The following is a 20295-nucleotide window of genomic DNA, read 5'->3' as shown; positions in this document are numbered from 1 at the left end:
AAATCAATTTGCAGTGCTGGGCTTGGCTTAAATGAACAAATTTTATTCATCAATTTATTTTCTTAAATTATCTTAACCTACTCTCTCAGGAATTTAACTATAGAAGAATATGATTGGTCATCCGTCCTCAGAAATACATTTGTATTAGAGATATCACAGTTATTTTACGTGTATTTTGTATTTTTTTGTTACATAAAAAACATTTTTTTTGATAAGGTACGGTGCTCATGCTATATTTCACATCAAAATCTGATAAATTTTATCAAGCAATAGAAGTATTTAGTTTTTAGCAATCTCTCAAAAGAAAGATAAAAGTTAAGTTATTATGTCTTTAGCATTACAAGTTAACTTCTTCACAGTAAGACTGAAAGACTTATAAGGCTTACCCTACAAGAGATCCCCCAACCCTCTTAAAAAGAGGAGTTTGAAGGTTCTCCCGGTTGTAGCAAGTGGCGTAAGTTGGGGGGGGAATCTAGAAGCAAAAGAATTGACAACTAGATCAAAAAATTGTCTATTGTAAATTTGGTAATGTATCTTAGCGGCGATGCCTACGGCGGGCTACGCCTACGCAGTATATCAATGTTTCAAAATATCTAAGTTGGAAATGTCGCAATCACGATAAAAGCAAAAGAATTAACAGCCTCATCAAAAGATTTGTCATTGCAAATAGGTTTTGTTCGTAGTAGCAATCACAAAACAAATACCTCTCCAAGCGCCTCATTAATTAAATCGGCGTTATTAAACTTAACTATATTAAATTTTGTAAAGTTTATGAGAAAGGCTTGAATTAAGCTTATTTGCTTGTTTGCATACCTTCTACATGGTTTAGTTTTCCCCTACCGACCTACTTAAGCACTGTAGTCATGTAGTAGAAGCGAAAGATTTGACACCCCCATCAAAGGATTTTTGATTGCACAACAGTCTTTATCTCTTCTATTGTGGTGACAAGAAGCACAGTATTGATTGCTGTATGCTTCTGGTAAAAATTTTTTGTTACTGCGCTCACAAGCATCAATCAGCAGTAATCAACTGTTTCTACGAACGACCAAGCTCTGTCATAGTCGTTAAAAACAACAGGGTTGTTTGTATAAAATATTTTAGCGCTGTGATCGTAAACTAAAGAGCTTTTGTTTAACTTTATGTAATTACGTAAAACTAATGAGTCAAAACTATACTGGTTCACACTCTCCTCTAGTCACCACTGAGCCATACAAAGAATTTCCAGCAAACAGATATGTAGAATCTGTATCTGACGCTTCGCATCAGCTTGATGAATCGCAGAAGAATGTGGAAATTGAGCCTTTTTTAAATGATGAAACACCTCCAGCCCTCTCAGTTGCCGATGCGATCGCTCAGATGTTGGTAAATTTAGGGGTAAATAATGCTTTTGGTGTTGCTGGTGGTGCGATGGCAAGCCTTTGGGGTGCGCTGTCCAATAGTACTATTAATGTATTGAACTTCCGCCATGAAGCAGGAGCAGCATTTGCAGCCACCGAAGCATACTTTGCCAATAATCGCCCCACTGTAGTTTTTACCACAGCAGGGCCGGGGATCACCAACGCCCTCACCGGATTATTCGCGGCTCGTGGTGAAGGTGCAAAGGTAATTTTGCTCTCAGCTTGCACCTCAGCACCACAGCGTGGACGTTGGGCAATTCAAGAAACCAGCACTTACACATTGCCAAGTGGAGGAATTTTTACCTCAGGAGCGCTATTTAACTATGCAATCACGATTGAATCTGCGGCTCAACTACCGCAGATTTTTCGCAAACTTGCTTTGGCTATGGCGCAACCAGGCGGATTTGTCGCTCATTTGAGTGTTCCCACGGCTGTGCAAACAAGTTTAGTTGAGAATATAGCTTTACCTCAACTAGATGTTTCTCCGTTCCCGATGACTGCTTCAAAAGAAGCGATCGCTAAATCTGTAGAGTTATTATCATCTGGTCCCTTTGCCATCTGGGTTGGTTTCGGTGCGCGTGACGCAGCAGAAGAAATCATTGAACTCGCTGAAAGAACGGGAGCAGCCGTCATGTGTTCACCCCGTGGTAAAGGTATCTTCCCCGAAGATCATCCCCAGTTTGTGGGTGTCACAGGTTTAGGCGGTCATGCTTCCGTCTTAACTTATATGGAACAACAACCTCCACTACGCACACTCGTATTAGGAACCCGCCTTGGTGAACCGACTTCCTTCTGGAGTTCGGCGCTAGTTCCGAAAGAAGGTTTTGTTCATGTAGATATTGATCCCGAAGTGCCAGGTGTAGCCTATCCACACGTTGAAACTTTCGGGGTTCGGTCTGATATCAAAGCTTTTGTGGAAGAGTTATTGCAGCAGTTACCGGATGCTCCTGATTCCACGACTTTGTCACTACCTCGTCCAGAACACAAAGCAATTGAACCTGCTCCAGAGGTAGATTATCCAGTGCGGCCAGAAGTATTGATGGCAGCTATTCAAAAGATAATTGTTGAAGATAGCGATGCTGTAGTCATGGCGGAGTGTGGTAACTCCTTTACTTGGTCAACTCATCTACTCCAATTTTCCGAAGCCAATCGTTACCGAGTCAGCACCGGAGTCGGCGCAATGGGTCACGCCGTTACAGGAGTGTTGGGTGCAGCAGTGGCGAACAATGGCAAAGCTGTAGGGATTGTAGGCGATGGTGCAATGCTGATGAATAACGAAATCAGCACAGCCGTGAAATACAAAATTCCTGCGATTTGGATTGTCCTCAACGATGCGCGTTACAACATGTGCCATCAAGGGATGAAAATCTTGGGATTAAAGGGCGCAGATGCAACGCTTCCACCAACAAACTTTGCCATGATTGCTCGTGGTATGGGAGCAGAAGCGATCGTAGTCATCAAAGAGTCAGATATCGAAGCAGCATTACAACAAGCGATGGCATCAACTGTTCCCTTTCTGATTGATGTAGTGATTGACGCTGATCGACCAGCACCTTCTGGGGCACGTAATAAAAGTTTGGCGGCACAAGGAGTTAAATCAAGTGCAGCTAAAAATGGAGCAAAGCAAGTTTCATTTCCAATGGTTTAATTCTAAAACCTGACAATTTCCTTCAATATAGACACTGAAACATCTCAACAAGACGGACTTTACAATCCAGTTTTGATTCGTCTATTGAGTAAAAGACCAAGGATGAATTTAGAAGCGGCAAAATTTTATTCCAGCAAAAAAACTACACCTAATCAACTGGAATTTAAAATTTTTGATTTTTAAACCCTAAGTATTTTCCTAACTTCATCCAATCTTAATATTTGAGAAGGTTTTTGTGTCTATATCTTTACATTTTGTAATGTTAATTACTTTCTCTAACCAATTCCAAACAATATCGAGAGGTGAAAATGCTGCTATTTGAAACTGTTAGAGAAATGGGCCACGAACAAGTTCTCTTTTGTCATGGTAGAAATCCCGAAATTAAGGCGATTATTGCTATCCATGACACAACTTTGGGCCCAGCTATGGGAGCTACAAGAATTTTACCTTATGTCAACGAAGAAGCTGCTTTAAAAGACGCACTTCGTCTTAGTCGTGGTATGACATATAAAGCTGCCTGTGCTAACATTCCGGCTGGTGGCGGAAAGGCAGTCATTATCGCTAATCCTGAAAATAAAACAGATGATCTGTTAAGAGCCTACGGACGTTTTGTTGACAGTTTGAATGGGCGTTTTATTACTGGTCAAGATGTCAATATTACTCCTGATGATGTACGGACAATCAGCCAAGAAACGAAATATGTAGTTGGGGTATCAGAAAAATCTGGTGGGCCTGCTCCCATAACATCACTAGGAGTTTTTCTAGGAATTAAAGCTGCTGTGGAGTCTCGTTGGCAAAGTCAAAGACTTGATGGCATGAAAGTTGCAGTTCAAGGTCTAGGAAATGTAGGTAAAAACCTTTGCCAGCACTTACATGAGCATGATATCAAGCTTTTTGTTAGCGATATAGATCCAGTAAAAACGGAAGAGGCAAAACGGCTTTTTGGCGCAACTATTGTAGAACCAGCTGAAATTTACTCTCTTGATGTAGATATCTTTGCTCCTTGCGCTCTAGGAGGAATTCTTAATAGTCATACAATTCCTTTCTTAAAAGCTTCCATTATTGCTGGTGCAGCTAACAATCAGTTGGAGAATGAGCAACTACATAGTCAAATGCTTGCCAAAAAAGGGATTCTTTACAGTCCTGATTATGTAATTAATGCCGGAGGGCTAATCAATGTTTACAACGAAATGATTGGCTATGACGAAGAAAAAGCTTTCAAGCAAGTGCATAACATTTATGACACACTCCTAGCAATTTTTAATATTTCTAAAGAGCAGGAAATTACTACCAACGATGCTGCTAAACAATTAGCAGAAGACCGTATTCAGAACGGTAAACGAAAGAAGACTCAGGCGATCGCAGCTTAATTGTTATTATCTTAAGGAGTGATAAGTGGAAAAAAATACATTTGCAACATCAGCTTACATTGCTACTTCACCAGAGAACGCCTTTGAGTATCTTTGTAGTTTAAAAAACTTAGACGAATGGACTCTTTATAGCCGGATGAAAGAGCAAGTTGACGAAGATACTTGGCTCGGAACTGCATCTGGTTATCACAAAAACCTCTATTATCACGTTAAAAAATTAGAGAACCCGCTTTTCTACGGCATTGAGTGGCACTGTGGATTAGAGTATCAGAAATATTTTCAGGTTTACCCTGTTTTGCTGTTTCCAACAGATTACATTGAGCCGGGAACAGATGAAAAAGGTGTATACTTTCACTGGTTGAGCTTTGTCGATCCAAAACGACAAACTCAGATGATTATGCAGGGAATTCACACGGTACATACTTCCGAGTGTCGTTCTCTAAAAGGTAATTTGGAACGCAAGGCTGGTCTAACCTCAGCAGCCAAAGGTCGCCACTTTATCGATACAGATACCATCTATGTTGATGCCCCAATTGAAATCGGCATTGAATACTTAAAAGACCTACGAAACATAGATGAGTGGGCACATTTACTTCGCCCAAATGGTGATATTACCTCTGATTCAGGTGAATTCAAAGACGAATATGACCAGAAGGTAAAAGTTTCCGTTCGGGTTCATAGTCTGAGCAAATACTACTTACTTGAACAAGAACACTTTTATCCAGACTACGAATATTATCAGCGTTCTGTAGCGTTACTCATCCCAACCGCTTATGCATTCGCTGACCCCGAAGCTTCAGGTTTCATCCTGCATCGGATCACATTCTGGAAAACAGATGGAACTGTTACTCACGGCAAACTTCAAATTGAAGACTTTGGCGCTGAGAGCATGAACATCAAACGTTTACTCGAAGCCAAAGCTGGAAACCTCAAATCATTTGACCGAGGAATGAGCTATCTACCAAAAACTCCAGAAGCATTAGTTACCAACTAAAACCTCAGCGTTCCTCTGCGCTTCCCAGCCTGCGGCAAGCCGCAAAAGCGTCTACAGCGTTACTCTGCGTTTAAAACTCACCCCTAAATTCCCCACGATCAGCCCTATTGCAACACATGAAACTGAAACAACTTACCATTACTATCCTCACTTTTTGTGTTGCCGCTTTTTCTGGAATGAAAGTTGCCTCAGCTGCATCATTTTCAGTAATCGCCGATGGTTTATATAATGCCGGAGGTTTGAGCTTTAGCCCTGATGGTAATCTCTATGTTACAGAGGCGGGAATAGGGGGAAGTGGAGCTTGTGTTCCACCAGCAAGCGGTCAAGGCGATTCTTTATGCTATGGCACAAGTGGCGCAGTTACCAAAATTGAGAATGGTAAGACCGAACGCATACTTACAGGACTTCCTTCCTTAGCATTACCAGATGGTACTGGAGCCGCCGGGCCCCGTGACATCAAATTTGATGCTCAAGGTAAACCTTATGTTCTGATTGGGTATGGGGCTAATCCAGTCTTTCGCGATCGCAATTTAGGTGAAACTGACCTCGGTAAAATTATCGCTGCTGATTTTAATACCAATTCCTGGGCGAGTATTGCCGATTTAGCTAACTATGAACTCGCCAACAATCCTGATGGTGGTGATGTCGGTAGCAATCCCTTGGGTTTTGCAATAGATGGCAATAAGTTAGTTGCAGTTGATGCAGGTGCAAACAACTTACTCAGTGTTAACGCTGATGGTAGTAATTTGCAGGCGATAGTTGCGTTTCCCCAAGACATCTTGACTAATCCAGTTTTTCCACCCTCCGGTACACCATCCAATGAACCGGCACAAGTGCCATCTCAAGGTGAAGAGGTGCGATCGCAGTTTGCGAGTCAACCAGTACCCTCAAGTGTGACTAAAGGCCCTGATGGCGCTTATTACATCAGCCAATTTACAGGTTTTCCCTTCCCAGAGGATGAGGCAAAAATCTATCGAGTCGGTGCTGATGGCAATCCATCAGTCTTCGCCGATGGTTTTACCCAACTCACAGACTTGGAATTTGATACTGAGGGCAATTTGTATGCTTTGCAGTACGCCAATCAGTCAGCTTGGAAGGGTGATTTTGATGGTTCTGTCATCAAAATAGCTGCCGATGGGACACGCACAACTCTTCTGAGTGGGAATGGATTAGAGTCACCTAGCGCCTTGACTATTGGTGCTGATGGTGCAGTATATGTCACAAACCGAGGCGATCGCCCAGGACTTGGACAAGTTCTCAGAATTGAAAATATCAAATCTGTCCCTGAACCGAGTTCTGCTTTAGGCATATTAGCGATCGGTGCTTTCGGCGTTGGTTGGTTGCACAAGAAGAGAAAGCTACCAAACCTCCCATAAATGGAGCCGTGGCGCTCAAGTCAAGAGTTTCAAACCAATCCTGCGTTCTTCAAAGACTGGGATTCGTTGTCTTTAAAACCATAAAAGTTTCCACTTATTTAACTCTCAATCTCCAAAGGTATGAAACTCAAGTCATTTGCTCTTACATCTCTTACATTTTGTTTTGCTGCTATTTGTGGAACGCCATCTGTACAAGCTGCAACACTAACGACAATTGTCGATGGAATCAGTAATGCACGGGCTAATAGCTTTGGCCCTGATGGAAGTCTATACGTAGCAGAGCCAGGTATAGGAGGAAACGGGAATTGCCAGCCATCTCCAAGTGCAATATTTCAGCCTCTTTGTGCAGGCAATAGTGGTTCACTCGTTAAAGTCTCACCAGACGGTACCAAAACGCGTTTACTCACTAACTTTCAGTCTGTCGCAGAACAACCCTCTGGCAACCAAGGAGCTGGTATTCAAGACCTGCAATTCGACTCTTTGGGAAATGCTTATCTTTTAACTGGGTTTGCTGGATATCCTGGAAACCGCGATAAAGAAACACTTGAACTTGGTTCTAAATTCCCTCTCCCAGAAACGCAACTTAAAGTTTTTCCGCCATCCGCACCCGATAAAGTTTTGAATGCCCCGAATTTAGCACAACTATACAAAGTTGACCTGAATACCGGTTCTCTCAACAGTATTTTCGACTTTGGCAAGTATGAAATTACCAACAATCCAGATGGTCAAGATGTAGTTACCAATCCCTACGATCTGACTATCGGTGGCGATACTGCTTATGTCGTTGATGGAGGTGGAAACGCTGCTTACAGAATTAAACTTGATGGCAGTGACTCTGAAGCGATCGCAATTCCTAAGAAAATCGTTAGTGCCTCAGTGTTGCCATCTGCACCACCAGGGCAAGAGTTACCTCCAGACCTAGTAGAATTACTTCCAGGGTTAGTAGAACAACTTCCTGGAGGAAATATAGCGCTTCAATCAGTACCAACAGGTGGTGCAATTGGTCCCGATGGAGCTTTCTACGTTGGTGAATATACGGGCTTTCCATATCCAGAAAATGAATCGCGGATCTTCCGCATCGGCGAGGATGGCAACCCAGAGGTTTTTCTAGATGGGTTTACGCACATCACTGACTTAACTTTTGATGAGAACGGCAATTTGCTGGTCTTACAGTTCAGTGACGAGTCCCAGTTAAACGGTGACATTACAAATCTACCTGGTTCTCTTATCCAAGTTGCTCCTGATGGTACTCGTACAACACTCGTTGCAGCAGGTGAAGGATTAGATTCAGCTGATGGAATAGATATTGGCCCTGACGGCAAAATTTATATTACCAACCGTGGTGTCGGCCCAGAAAACGGGCAGGTTGTTCGGGTGGATGGTCTTGTTACACAAAAAGTCCCCGAACCTACTTCACTACTTGGCTTACTAGCACTTGCTAGTGTAGGCGCAACTAGTGCGATCGCCAAGCGCAAACGCCCAAACAAGTTGGGTGAAGAGTTACTACCCAAAGCAGAGACTGTCTAATTCCTCATTACCTTGCTCTGCCAGGTAATGGTTAGAGAATAGGCTGCTGCCTCACACAGAAAGTTGCATTTCAAACAGGAGGCAGCAGCCCAAATATTAGGGTTCCCGAACTAGGACTGGGAACGAATATTAGTCTAGGAAAGAGTATACACTCATACAACCAGGACTTCAAACTCATGGGGTTAGTCAAAAATTTCTCAATCGGCATTCTCGGTACTGGATTGATGGTGCTGGCAGCAGCAGCCCAAGCCAAGGCTGTAACATTAACTTACGACAGAAGTATCGGTAGTCCTGGGTTCGGCCCTGGAGAACTGTTTGTTCCTCAAGGGATAGCGGTGGATAGCCAAGGAAATACCCTCATAGCTAACGGGCGCGGTATTAACCCGGCAGATGGTAGTCCTAACTACGACCTTGGTAACAAAATTGAAATATTTAATCCTAGCGGTCAGTATATTGGAGCAATTGGCTCCGGCGGCACAGGACCCGGACAGTTTGACGAGCCAACAACTGTAGACTTTAATCCTGTAACAGGGGATCTGTATTCAGGTGATGTTTACAACAACCGCATCAATCAATTCGATTCTCAGGGTAACTTTATTAGATCCTTTGCAAACGGAGATTTTACCCCTCGCGTAAATGATCGGATTTTCTTTGGACCATCTGGTTTGACATTTGACGAAACTGGCAACGTTTACGTAGGTGATTTTAACGGCGAAAGAATCCTTAAATTCACACCTGACGGACAGCCAATTGGTGTCATTGGTGGCACTCTGGGCACTGCACCTGGGGAATTCCAAGGTGTAGCAGGTGTAAGAATTTCCCCAGTTAGTGGAAATATCTTTGTAGCTGACCAGTATAACAACCGCGTTCAAGTACTCGATCCAACTGGTAACCCTCTGTTGGCATTTGGTTCAGCAGGTAGCGAACCTGGACAGTTTCTTCAGCCAATTGGCATCGAAGTGGACGACCAAGAGAATATTTATGTAGCTGATTCTATCAATAGCCGCGTTCAGGTGTTTGATAAAAACGGTAACTTCTTGACTTCCTTCGGTCAACCAGCCCTAGATGCATCAGGTAACCCTGTACCGCCTCCAGCATTAACTGGCCCTCCTTTTGGCGACCCCCTGGACCTTACTCCCGGCAGGTTTAACTGGACGGGTGGCACAACCCTCAAAGATGACAAGCTTTATGTTGGCGATTTCTTCCAAGGTCGCGTCCAAGTGCTAAACGTAGAAGGCAGAAAGCAAGTACCGGAGCCAAGTTCAGCACTGAGTTTAGCATTGCTTGGATTTGGGGCTGCTACCGTCACATTGCGAAAACGTGGACAAAAAAAGCCAGTCTTCAGTTTAGAGAAGTAATTGCAAAAACAGTGTTGAGTTCTCATGCTTGATTAACAGTTTCGTAGGGTGCGTTACTCAGAGGCATAACCTACCACCTCAAGAATTTTGGTGCGTTACGGTTGGCTTTAACATCCCCTACGAAACTTTTCTAAAAATTTTCAGGTTATTAAATCCGGAATAAGGGAGATAAAAACTGGTTAACACAATTAAAGCCAACATCATTATCAAGGTGCTTCCAGGACATTAACAACTCATGCAAATTCTTATTTATTCATACAATTATCATCCAGAGCCAATTGGTATTGCACCTTTGATGACTGAACTAGCAGAAGGGCTGGTGAAGCGAGGCCACCAAGTGCGGGTAATCACTGGTATGCCTAACTATCCTCAACGCCAGATTTACGATGGGTATCGAGGTAAGTTATACGTTACTGAACAAAAAAATGGTGTCACCATTCAGCGTAGTTACCTGCGGATTAAGTCTAAACCTAACCTCGTAGATCGGTTACTGCTAGAGTTGAGCTTTGTTTTTACGAGTTTGCCACAAGCTCTTAAGGGCGAACGACCTGATGTAATTCTCTTAACAGTGCCGCCCCTACTAGTTTGTTTACCTGCAACCTTAATAGCTTGGCTATACAACTGCCCAGTAGTGCTGAATGTGCAAGATATCCTCCCGGAAGCTGCTGTGCGTGTTGGGCTAATTAAGAATAAGTTGATGATTAAAGCTCTGGAAGCTTTAGAGAAGTTTGCTTACCGAACTGCACATACCATTAGTGTAATTGCCGATGGCTTTGTAGATAATCTAATAAATAAAGGTGTATCGGCTAATAAGATTGCCTGCATTCCTAATTGGGTGAATCTAAATTTTATCCGCCCTTTACCGAAGGAGAATAACTCCTGGAGGGCTACCCATCAGCTTGATGATAAATTCGTAGTGCTTTATTCAGGTAATATTGCTCTGACGCAAGGTTTGGAGACAGTAATAGAAGCAGCAGTTCGCTTGCGTCATCTAAAAGAAATTGTCTTCGTCATTGCTGGTGAATCTCAGGCCCTCGAAAGGTTGCAAAAACATTGTCTGGCTTGTGGTGCAGATAACGTTTCGCTGCTACCATTGCAACCGCGAGAAAAACTACCACAAATGTTAGCAGCCGCAGATCTCGGCTTGATTGTGCAAAAGAGCAATGTAATTTCCTTTAATATGCCTTCTAAAATACCACTGCTGTTAGCCAGTGGCCGCCCAATTGTGGGTTCAGTTCCTTCTGCTGGTACTGCTGCCAAAGCTATCAAAGAAAGTGGCGGTGGCGTTATCGTTGAACCAGAGTCAGCAGATGCTTTAGCTGCGGCGGTATTGGATTTATATAATCAGCCGGAATTAGTAGCACAATTAAGCCGCAAGGGAAGAAAGTTTGCGGTAGAAAATTATTCCTTTGAGCAAGCGCTAGATCGGTATGAAGAGTTATTTGCTGATGTGATTGCCAAAGAAGCAACAACTTTGGATATCTTGCCCGAATTGACTTCCAACGAATCACTTGTTGATATTTGAAAATTGGGGACAGGAAAAATGCCTTTGAAATCCTCTTATTCAGATCAGCTTAAAAAAACTGACCAGAGCTTAATCGCCTTACTTAGCGATCGCATATCATTATTAGCAGCATCAGAACAACCTTCTTTAGATGAACAACTGGCTGATGTGGCTCCCCTCCTCGCCCAAGCTGGTATCCCTGAGTCTGTTTGGGCAACTGTAGTAAATAGTTGCCATGCTAGTCTGATTCCTAAATCTGCAACAAATCATGTCAGTTCCCGACAAATTACGATCATCGGTGGACGCGGCAGAATGGGAAGATTATTTAAAGAGCAGCTTTCGCTAGTAGGGCACAATGTCAGCGTTCTCGAACATGAGGATTGGGAATACGCAGATAAACTGTTGAGTCAGGCAGACTTAGTATTAATAAGCGTTCCCATTGAATATACGGTTGATGTTATCAAGCGTGCAGCCAAATATCTTGCCCCAACTACAGCTTTATGTGACATCACCAGCGTAAAGACTCAGCCAACTCAAGCGATGCTCGAACACCATTCCGGCCCAGTCATGGGTTTACATCCAATGTTTGGGCCAAATATCAAATCGTTTTCGGGACAAAAAGTGGTAGTCTGTCCAGGTCGAAACGATGAATCATTTCAATGGTTATTAGATTTTCTTAAAAGTAAAGGTGGTGAGTTAATTGTTTGTACGCCTGAAGAACACGATCAAATGATGGTGGTTATTCAAGCAACGCAGCATTTCTGTAGATTTAGCCTTGGTGTTTTCTTAGCACAAGTGAAAGTCGATGTAGAGCAGAGCTTAACAATGTCAACACCTAATTACCGTCAAGAAATTGATATTGTTAAACGTTTGTTTTCTCAAAATCCTAATTTATGTGTTGATATTATGCTAGCTACTGAAGAAAGGTGTAATGCAATTAGCTTTTTAGCTAATACTTACAGCCGATTGGCGAAACTGGTAGCTAGGAAAGATAGAGATGCATTAATTCAAGAGTTTGAAAATACTCAAAGCTTTTTTGAAGAAAAAATCAACGTTTTTATAAAGCCTTTAAATCCAACGATTCAACGAGATTTGAAACCACAAATGCACAGAAATATTAGCATTTGAAGAATGATAACTATGCTGATAGACATCTTTCACGATCCAGTTTGTCCCTGGTGTAGAATAGGGAAAAAGCATCTGTTTGATGCACTGGCAGAATGGCCAGAAAAAGAAGTTGATATTCGCTGGCATCCTTTTATGCTCGACAATACCATTCCTGCTGGCGGGTACGAATTTCGCAGCTTTATGCAAAATAGAAAAGGCATCAAACCAGAAGAGTTGCAATACCTGTTTGATAGTACGCGACGTGCAGGTGAGGCGGCTGGAGTCAAACTAGATTTTGACAAAATCCGTTTGGCTGTAAATACTAAGCTTTCGCACCGACTGATTACCCTCGCACCAGCAAAGGTAAAAAACGATGTTGTAGAAGCCATTTATAAAGCTTACTTTGAAGATGGTTTGAACATTGGAGATATCGAAGTTCTTATTGCCATAGGTAGAGCTTACCAAATGGACGCTAAAGAATTACGGCTACAATTAAGTGATGATGCTGCGGTTAAAGGTTTTGTAGCAGAATCAATATTTGCTCGTCCCAACGGTATTAACAGTGTGCCATTTTTCATCATTAATAATAAAGTCAAGATCAATGGCTCTCACTCGGTAAAAATGTTCCTTGAAGCTTTCAATCGTGCCACACTTGTAGATATATCAGCAAAAACATGGTAGTTGACATTAAGCAAAAAAGTAGATTTAGTCTGCAACCAATTCATCAACGTGTTTCGGTTACTTTCAACTATGAGGTTTACTTCACCCAAAATTTATTTGAGTTGAAAAATCCCACCTTAGCCCAAGTGATTACAGCAGATGGGGAGACAAAGCCGAAGAAAGTTGTAGCAATAGTAGACGCAGGAGTATTGCAGCATCAACCTGAATTGGTTAGGCAATTAGTAGCGTATACCAAGTTTTATGCAGAGATAGTAGCGATCGCAGCCGAACCGATGATCATTTCAGGAGGAGAAGCTGCTAAAAACGATGGTACTTTAGTAGAGCAAATCCAGCAATTGATTGAAGCAGCCGGATTATGTCGCCATTCTTATGTGTTAGCAATCGGTGGCGGGGCTGTATTGGATTTGGTTGGATATGCTGCTGCAACTGCTCACCGGGGAATTCGTCTAATTCGGATTCCAACAACGGTGTTAGCACAAAATGATTCTGGGGTTGGCGTGAAAAACGGCATCAACGCCTTTGGTAAAAAGAACTTTCTCGGCACATTTGCACCACCTTATGCAGTTGTAAATGATTCTGCCTTTTTGACAAGCTTAGACGATCGCGATTGGCGTTCTGGAATTGCAGAAGCCGTGAAAGTGGCGCTGATTAAAGATGCTAACTTCTTTGATTATATCCACTCTCACACCACAGCCCTGGTGCGGCGAGACATGGATACCATGCAACAAGTTATTTATCGTTGCGCCCAATTGCACCTAGAACATATTGCCAATAGTGGCGATCCTTTTGAAATGGGTTCGTCTCGCCCTTTGGATTTTGGACATTGGGCGGCTCATAAATTAGAGCATTTGACAAATTATCGCTTGCGTCATGGCGAAGCAGTTGCGATCGGTATCGCTTTGGATAGCACCTATTCCTATTTAGTAGGATTGCTGGATTGTTCAGAATGGCAACGGATATTAAGTACTTTATCAGCGTTGGGTTTCACTTTATATGTGCCAGAACTGGTTGAGAAGTTATCACAACTGGAACATCCCCATTGTCTATTCCGGGGTTTAACCGAATTCCGCGAACACTTGGGCGGAGAATTGACTTTAACATTATTACAACGCATTGGAAAAGCAATTGAAGTTCACAAGGTGGATTTGTTATTGTACAGGCAAGCAATATCGCTGTTGCGCGAGTTTTAGGATTCTTTTTCGTGGCAAGTGAGGGGTGAATTTTAAATGCATAGGCGCTTCTCTACGAGACGCTACGCGTAGCTTGCTTCCCCGTAGGGGTACGCCTTCCTCTAAGGTAGTAATGCAGAGATTTGCTATTAACTTGTGAAATAATCTACTACCTTTGAGGGAAGCAAATAACTTTAAACAGCACTATCAGGAAATGTACTAGAAGAGCAGTATAAAAAGCGAATAAATTGACACCTAATCGAAAAATTATTCAATGTCTTATCTGCTTAATATCTAGTAATCTTAAATAAGAAGCAAAAAGTTTTTCATTACATCTTTTAAAAAGAATATACAGGTTTGGATAATTTGAATTAAATTGACATCGGATTATCTGGATTTGTTTTGAATTTTAAGATAGTTATCAATAATGATTAAGGGCTGCTGACTAATAACTCTTCCAGAGAAATTCCCCATGATTTTTGATTCGCGTTCCTACAAAACCTTTGGCGGTGTAATTGTTTCTCGCTCCATCACAGAAGTTAAGATGGACACTGCCCTTGAAGATATTCTGTTCCGCTTAAATTCTCAGCGTGGAGGCTTGCTAAGGAGCAGCTATGAATATCCAGGTAGATACAAAAGATGGGCGATCGGATTTGTCAATCCACCATTAGAATTGACTACACAGGGAAATGCTTTTACTTTGATAGCGTTAAATGAACGTGGTCGGGTACTTTTGCCATTCCTTTTAGAGCAAGTATCTCAGTCAGAACAACTTGAGAAAGTTACCCTAGATAAGAACCATATCATCGGCTTTGTTAAAGCTGCGAAAAAATTATTTGCTGAAGAAGAGCGCAGTAAACAACCTTCAGCATTTACAGTTGTCCGTGAAATTTTATCCGCTTTTTCTAGTCAAGAAGACGAGCATTTAGGATTGTATGGTGCTTTTGGTTACGACTTAGTTTTTCAGTTTGAACCAATTACCCAACGTCTAGAACGTCCTACAGATCAACGTGATTTAGTACTTTATTTACCTGATGACTTGATAGTTGTTGACTACTATCAGCAACGTGCATTCCGTCTACAATATGAATTTGAAACAGTGCATGGCAGCACTAATGATCTTCCTCGAACAGGTGAGTCTGTAGATTATCGTGGAAAACATCTTCTCCCCAATCAAATTGCTGACCATAAAGTAGGCGAGTATGCCAAAAAAGTCGAGGGTGCGCTCGATTATTTCCGCCGAGGCGATTTATTTGAAGTAGTTCCTAGTCAAAACTTTTTTGAAGGCTATGAAGATGAACCGAGCAAACTATTTAACACCTTAAAAGAAATAAATCCTAGCCCTTATGGATTTATTTTTAATCTAGGTGGAGAATATCTGATTGGTGCATCTCCAGAAATGTTTGTGCGGGTTGAAGGTAGGCGGGTAGAAACTTGTCCCATTAGTGGCACTATTAGCCGGGGACAAGATGCTCTTGACGATGCGGTGCAGATTCGTCAGTTACTCAACTCCCACAAAGATGAAGCTGAGTTGACAATGTGTACTGATGTCGATCGCAATGACAAGTCCCGAATCTGCGAACCTGGTTCAGTACAGGTGATTGGTCGTCGTCAAATTGAATTATACAGCCACTTAATTCATACAGTGGATCATGTTGAAGGTACACTGCGATCGCAATTTGATGCCTTAGATGCCTTTCTTTCACATACTTGGGCAGTTACAGTCACCGGCGCACCCAAAAGAGCCGCAATAGATTTTATTGAACAGCATGAACGTAGCGCCCGACGTTGGTATGGTGGAGCAGTTGGCTATTTAAATTTCAATGGGAATTTAAATACTGGATTAATTCTGCGGACAATCCGATTAAAAGACTGCATCGCCGAAGTGCGAGTTGGCGCTACTGTCCTTTATGACTCCATACCCCAAGCAGAAGAGCAAGAAACAATTACCAAAGCTGCTGCTTTATTTGAGACGATTCGCCGTGTAAAGCAAACCACTCAGAAAATTGATGAACCTGCTTCCATCAAATTAACTAAAATCCTCCCAAGTGCGGAAGCTAGCAAACGCATCTTACTAATAGATTATGAAGATTCATTTGTTCATACCCTAGCCAATTACATTCGCCAAACTGGTGCGATCGTTACCACACTCCGTCATGGTTTTTCAGAATCATTATTCGATACAGAACGCCCTGACTTAGTTGTTTTATCTCCTGGCCCTGGTAGACCAAGTGATTTTGGGGTTCCCCAGACAGTCGGCGCTCTTCTTCATCGCAAAATTCCTATTTTCGGAGTTTGTCTGGGATTGCAAGGCATTGTTGAAGCTTTTGATGGACAATTGGGAGTCCTGAACTATCCCCAACATGGTAAATCCTCACGGATTTTCGTCACTGATTCTAATTCTGTGACCTTCAAAAATTTACCACAATCTTTTCCAGTAGGTAGATATCACTCATTGTTTGCCCTACCGCAACGTTTGCCAAAAGAACTCAAGGTAACAGCGATTTCTGATGACGACGTAATTATGGGCATTGAACATCAGACACTTCCCATCGCCGCCGTTCAGTTTCATCCAGAGTCAATCATGACTCTAGCGGGAGAAGTCGGTCTGGAAATCATTAAAAATGTTGTGCGTGCATATACACAATCATTAGTTAGAAGTTAGGAGTTAGGAGTTAGGAGTTGAGAATATGGAATTTCGAGAACTGAAATTCCTAACTCAAAAACTCTCATAATTAATAACTCATAACTCCTAACTATTAACTCCTAACTCTTAACTCCTCTCCCCACTCCCCTAGCATTTTATGACTAACCAAGTTGCCCCTCCCCGCCATATTCTTGAAGAAATTGTGTTGCATAAAAAGGAAGAAGTTGCACAAATGCAGCAAGAACTGCCTTTAGCTTCTTTGCGACAACAGTTAAATGCAGCACCGACTGTGCGAAATTTCTTGAATGCTTTGCAGGAAAATTCTAACCAACCTAGCTTAATTGCCGAGGTAAAAAAGGCATCACCTAGCCGTGGAATTATCCGCGCAGATTTTGATCCAGTAGCTGTTGCTCAAGCTTATGAACGAGGTGGTGCAGCTTGTTTATCAGTCCTGACTGACCAAAAGTTCTTTCAAGGTAGTTTTGATAATCTGCGAAGGGTGCGATCGCAAGTAGCATTACCCCTACTGTGCAAGGAGTTCATCATTGACCCCTATCAAATTTATTTAGCACGGACAGCAGGTGCAGATGCAGTCTTGTTGATTGCCGCTATTTTATCAGATCAAGAACTCCAAAACTTTTTGCGAGTGATTCACGATTTAGGCATGAATGCACTGGTGGAAGTCCATACCTTGGCTGAACTGGATCGGGTATTAATGCTTGACGACTTACGTTTAGTAGGAATAAACAATCGCAATTTAGAAGATTTTACCCTTGATTTAAGAACAACACAACAACTTTTAGCACAGCGCCAACAACAATTACAAAGTTTGGATATCACCGTCGTCAGTGAATCTGGACTGTATACACCTGCTGATTTATCTCTTGTTGCTGAGGCTGGTGCGCGTGCGGTTTTGATCGGAGAGTCTTTAGTTAAACAAAGCGATGTAGAACAAGCTGTGCGTACTTTGCTAAGACTTGATTCTCCCTAACCCTCCTTAAAATTAAAGCAAGCCTTTCTAAGGCGGTTGGGTGGATATTTGAGAAAATAAGTTTCTTGCAGAATGCGGGTAAAGGGGACATCTAAGGGGCAAGATTCCCTTTTCTCTTCCCCCTTAACCCTTTCTTTATTCCCTAACGGAGATAAAAAACTCATTCACGAGTATCAAAGCCTCAATGACAAAAAATTTAGGGTGAACATCGCTAATTGCTAAATGTTGATTCTTCCAGAACTATTAACTAATCATTAACTATTTTTCAGAATGACTTCTATCTCCTCTTCCTTTCAAACCTTACGCGATCGCCAACAGTGTGCTTTAATCCCTTTTATCACAGCAGGCGATCCTGACTTAGAAACCACTGCCAAGGCTTTACGTATCTTAGATCGCAATGGTGCAGACTTCATCGAGTTGGGTGTTCCCTACTCCGACCCTCTAGCAGATGGGCCTGTGATTCAAGCAGCAGCAACCCGCGCTTTGCAAAATGGCACGAAATTAGAGCAAGTGCTAGAGATGTTACAGGTGGTGAGTCCTAATCTAAAAGCACCGATAATTCTATTTACTTACTACAATCCCATTTTACACCGAGGTATTAAACCATTTTTAGGAAAAATTGCTGCTGCTGGCGTCCGAGGCTTGGTAGTGCCAGATTTACCCTTAGAAGAAGCAGAAGAATTAATCCAAACTGCTGCATCTTTCGGAATTGAGGTAATTTTACTTGTAGCTCCTACTAGTTCTAAAGATAGAATTGAAGCGATCGCTCATCAATCTCAGGGTTTTATCTACCTAGTGAGCGTTACAGGCGTTACAGGTATCCGCGCTCAAATTCAAGACCGCGTAAAGTATTTATTAACAGATTTGCGAAGCGTTACTGATAAACCCATCGGCGTTGGTTTTGGCATCTCAGGGCCAGAACAAGCACATCAAGTAAAGGAATGGGGTGCAGATGCAGTGATTGTTGGTAGTGCCTTCGTTAAAAAGTTAGCTGAAGGTAGCCCAACCGAAGGACTACAAGCTGTAGAAAAGCTTTGTCAGGAACTCAAAGCAGCAATTACTCAAGTATCCCTGCAACAAGTTGTTTCCGCAAAATAAAAAAGCTCTATTTTTTCTCTCTCTGCGTTCTCTGCGCCTCTGTGGTTCGATAAACCGCAAAGGCGAGGCAGCGCGGTCTTCTCCCAAAGGGAGAGGCTAGCGCCAAGGGGGTATCCCCCATGAGCGACTGCCGTCGCAAAGGTCGCAAAGGAAGAAATACAAAGGAAATCTTGGCTATGAAACTCCTGCTGAAATCTGTCAAAATATTAATTTATAGCTTACTTCTAGTTAGCGCCTGTGCTATTACAGTCTTCGCCCACGATCGCATTAACTACGGACAAGACAAGAACTATAAGTATGAAAATCTTCCAGGACAATACGCTCACTTAGCTGTAAGAAAGAACGTAACTGACCTGACATCAGCAGAGAAAACAGCCTTCGTCAAGGCAATCAAAACCTTAAAAACTACAATTCCCGCAGGTAGCAAGCTCAGTATTTACGACCAATTCGTTGCCATACATATAGGGGCAACACGCTTAATTCATAATCATAAAGGGCATTCCAATGCTTCCGTTGAGGAACTTGCTCATGAAAATGCCGCATTTTTCCCTTGGCATCGAGAATATATCCGCAGATTTGAACAAGCATTGCAAGCAGTAGACCCAACTGTTACTCTCCCATACTGGGATTGGACAGACGCTAAAGCACTTGATGTGATTTTTAACGATGACTTTCTTGGTTCTAACGGTCAAGGAGTAACCATCAAAATTCCAAATCAGGGAAACTTTACAGGCGGGCCTGTGAAATCTGGGGCTTTTGCTGCTGCAAATGGCTGGGTTATGAATCCAGTATTAAACATCGACCAAGATACCGGAACATCATTAGGTACATCACTTGTCCGCTTTCTACAAGCACCTCCTGCCAGTGATTACCCTGTGCCCAAAAAAGATGTTGAGCGTGCCCTTCGTCTTAATGACTACTCTCTATTTCGCCCTGCTTTGGAAGGATTTATCTCTGTAGATGAGCAGGGTAAAGTCACCCCAGGAGGATTCCTACACAACTATATTCATGGTTTCGTAGGTGGGGTACAGATAGACGCAAGCACAAGACCCGTAAAGTTTAAGGGTCTGGGTACCATGAGCAATATACCAAGTTCGCCATATGACCCAGTATTTTGGTTGAATCATGCGAACGCAGACCGCCTCTGGGCCCAATGGCAAGAGAACGGTCATCAAGGTAGCGATTTTTATCCTACTAATGGTCAGCCTTATGGACACAATCTTAAAGACCTAATGTGGCCTTGGGACGGCGGTATGTCTACCCCCAAAGCTACGGCGTTTGGAAATTTACTATCCCTATTACCAAATTTTGACTCTGACGATTTGGTGCGTCCTATAGACGTTTTGAATCACAGGACACTGGGTTATACCTACGAAACCCGTGACAATCAAACACAAAGAAGATTTTATCAGTGGAATAAGTTCTAAA

General features: G+C 42.4%; 14 protein-coding genes. All 14 read left to right on the top strand.

From position 1 onward, the window contains the following. Window positions 1–1158 precede the first annotated feature (1158 nt). The 14 genes from scyA (at window position 1159) to H6G96_RS09560 (ending at window position 20294) form a co-directional block, all read left to right on the top strand. Complete coding sequence (scyA, locus tag H6G96_RS09625; RefSeq protein WP_190911242.1) at window positions 1159–3045, top strand: scytonemin biosynthesis protein ScyA; 1887 nt, start codon at window positions 1159–1161, stop codon at window positions 3043–3045. Window positions 3046–3353: 308 nt separating this feature from the next. Then, window positions 3354–4415: a tryptophan dehydrogenase ScyB gene (gene scyB, locus H6G96_RS09620; RefSeq protein ID WP_190911241.1), complete on the top strand. Its 1062-nt coding sequence runs from the start codon at window positions 3354–3356 to the stop codon at window positions 4413–4415. A gap of 25 nt (window positions 4416–4440) precedes the next feature. Then, window positions 4441–5409, top strand: coding sequence for a scytonemin biosynthesis cyclase/decarboxylase ScyC (gene scyC, locus H6G96_RS09615; protein ID WP_190911240.1), 969 nt, complete (start codon window positions 4441–4443; stop codon window positions 5407–5409). A gap of 116 nt (window positions 5410–5525) precedes the next feature. Next, the gene (locus H6G96_RS09610) at window positions 5526–6785 is read left to right on the top strand and encodes a ScyD/ScyE family protein (RefSeq protein ID WP_190911239.1); all 1260 of its coding nucleotides are present in this window, start codon (window positions 5526–5528) and stop codon (window positions 6783–6785) included. A 120-nt stretch (window positions 6786–6905) separates the two neighbouring features. Beyond that, the gene (locus H6G96_RS09605; RefSeq protein WP_190911238.1) at window positions 6906–8312 is read left to right on the top strand and encodes a ScyD/ScyE family protein; all 1407 of its coding nucleotides are present in this window, start codon (window positions 6906–6908) and stop codon (window positions 8310–8312) included. A gap of 176 nt (window positions 8313–8488) precedes the next feature. Continuing rightward, a complete protein-coding gene (gene scyF / locus H6G96_RS09600) occupies window positions 8489–9670 on the top strand; it encodes a scytonemin biosynthesis PEP-CTERM protein ScyF (protein ID WP_190911237.1) in 1182 nt (393 codons plus the stop codon). A gap of 235 nt (window positions 9671–9905) precedes the next feature. Further along, the gene (locus H6G96_RS09595; RefSeq protein WP_190911236.1) at window positions 9906–11195 is read left to right on the top strand and encodes a glycosyltransferase family 4 protein; all 1290 of its coding nucleotides are present in this window, start codon (window positions 9906–9908) and stop codon (window positions 11193–11195) included. Window positions 11196–11213: 18 nt separating this feature from the next. Then, window positions 11214–12302, top strand: a complete 1089-nt coding sequence (gene tyrA, locus H6G96_RS09590; RefSeq protein WP_190911235.1) for a bifunctional chorismate mutase/prephenate dehydrogenase — start codon at window positions 11214–11216, stop codon at window positions 12300–12302. Window positions 12303–12314: 12 nt separating this feature from the next. Further along, window positions 12315–12962, top strand: coding sequence for a DsbA family oxidoreductase (locus tag H6G96_RS09585; protein ID WP_190911234.1), 648 nt, complete (start codon window positions 12315–12317; stop codon window positions 12960–12962). Next, window positions 12956–14152 (top strand): 3-dehydroquinate synthase, encoded by a 1197-nt coding sequence (locus tag H6G96_RS09580; protein WP_190911233.1) that lies wholly within the window; start codon window positions 12956–12958, stop codon window positions 14150–14152. Before H6G96_RS09585 ends, H6G96_RS09580 begins: the two co-directional genes overlap by 7 nt. A 451-nt stretch (window positions 14153–14603) precedes the next feature. Continuing rightward, window positions 14604–16796 (top strand): anthranilate synthase, encoded by a 2193-nt coding sequence (locus tag H6G96_RS09575; protein ID WP_190911232.1) that lies wholly within the window; start codon window positions 14604–14606, stop codon window positions 16794–16796. A 139-nt stretch (window positions 16797–16935) separates the two neighbouring features. Beyond that, a complete protein-coding gene (gene trpC / locus H6G96_RS09570) occupies window positions 16936–17769 on the top strand; it encodes an indole-3-glycerol phosphate synthase TrpC (protein WP_190911231.1) in 834 nt (277 codons plus the stop codon). Between the two features lie 270 nt (window positions 17770–18039). Then, entirely contained in the window at window positions 18040–18867 is an 828-nt protein-coding gene (trpA, locus tag H6G96_RS09565) for a tryptophan synthase subunit alpha (RefSeq protein WP_190911230.1), read from the top strand. A gap of 119 nt (window positions 18868–18986) precedes the next feature. Next, complete coding sequence (locus H6G96_RS09560; RefSeq protein WP_242063213.1) at window positions 18987–20294, top strand: tyrosinase family protein; 1308 nt, start codon at window positions 18987–18989, stop codon at window positions 20292–20294. The last annotated feature ends 1 nt before the right edge of the window (window position 20295 follow it).

Source organism: Nostoc sp. FACHB-892 (assembly GCF_014698795.1).
GTDB lineage: Bacteria > Cyanobacteriota > Cyanobacteriia > Cyanobacteriales > Nostocaceae > Nostoc.
The sequence above is the reverse complement of the archived record's forward strand: the minus strand, read 5'-3'. Positions and strand labels throughout refer to the sequence as shown.

What these genes read in the sequence shown, in the direction of transcription:
- scyA (WP_190911242.1), top strand. Translation starts at nt 1,159, where the DNA reads ATGAGTCAAAACTATACTGGTTCACACTCTCCTCTAGTCACCACTGAG.
- scyB (WP_190911241.1), top strand. Translation starts at nt 3,354, where the DNA reads ATGCTGCTATTTGAAACTGTTAGAGAAATGGGCCACGAACAAGTTCTC.
- H6G96_RS09610 (WP_190911239.1), top strand. Translation starts at nt 5,526, where the DNA reads ATGAAACTGAAACAACTTACCATTACTATCCTCACTTTTTGTGTTGCC.
- H6G96_RS09605 (WP_190911238.1), top strand. Translation starts at nt 6,906, where the DNA reads ATGAAACTCAAGTCATTTGCTCTTACATCTCTTACATTTTGTTTTGCT.
- scyF (WP_190911237.1), top strand. Translation starts at nt 8,489, where the DNA reads ATGGGGTTAGTCAAAAATTTCTCAATCGGCATTCTCGGTACTGGATTG.
- H6G96_RS09595 (WP_190911236.1), top strand. Translation starts at nt 9,906, where the DNA reads ATGCAAATTCTTATTTATTCATACAATTATCATCCAGAGCCAATTGGT.
- tyrA (WP_190911235.1), top strand. Translation starts at nt 11,214, where the DNA reads ATGCCTTTGAAATCCTCTTATTCAGATCAGCTTAAAAAAACTGACCAG.
- H6G96_RS09585 (WP_190911234.1), top strand. Translation starts at nt 12,315, where the DNA reads ATGCTGATAGACATCTTTCACGATCCAGTTTGTCCCTGGTGTAGAATA.
- H6G96_RS09580 (WP_190911233.1), top strand. Translation starts at nt 12,956, where the DNA reads ATGGTAGTTGACATTAAGCAAAAAAGTAGATTTAGTCTGCAACCAATT.
- H6G96_RS09575 (WP_190911232.1), top strand. Translation starts at nt 14,604, where the DNA reads ATGATTTTTGATTCGCGTTCCTACAAAACCTTTGGCGGTGTAATTGTT.
- trpC (WP_190911231.1), top strand. Translation starts at nt 16,936, where the DNA reads ATGACTAACCAAGTTGCCCCTCCCCGCCATATTCTTGAAGAAATTGTG.
- trpA (WP_190911230.1), top strand. Translation starts at nt 18,040, where the DNA reads ATGACTTCTATCTCCTCTTCCTTTCAAACCTTACGCGATCGCCAACAG.
- H6G96_RS09560 (WP_242063213.1), top strand. Translation starts at nt 18,987, where the DNA reads ATGAGCGACTGCCGTCGCAAAGGTCGCAAAGGAAGAAATACAAAGGAA.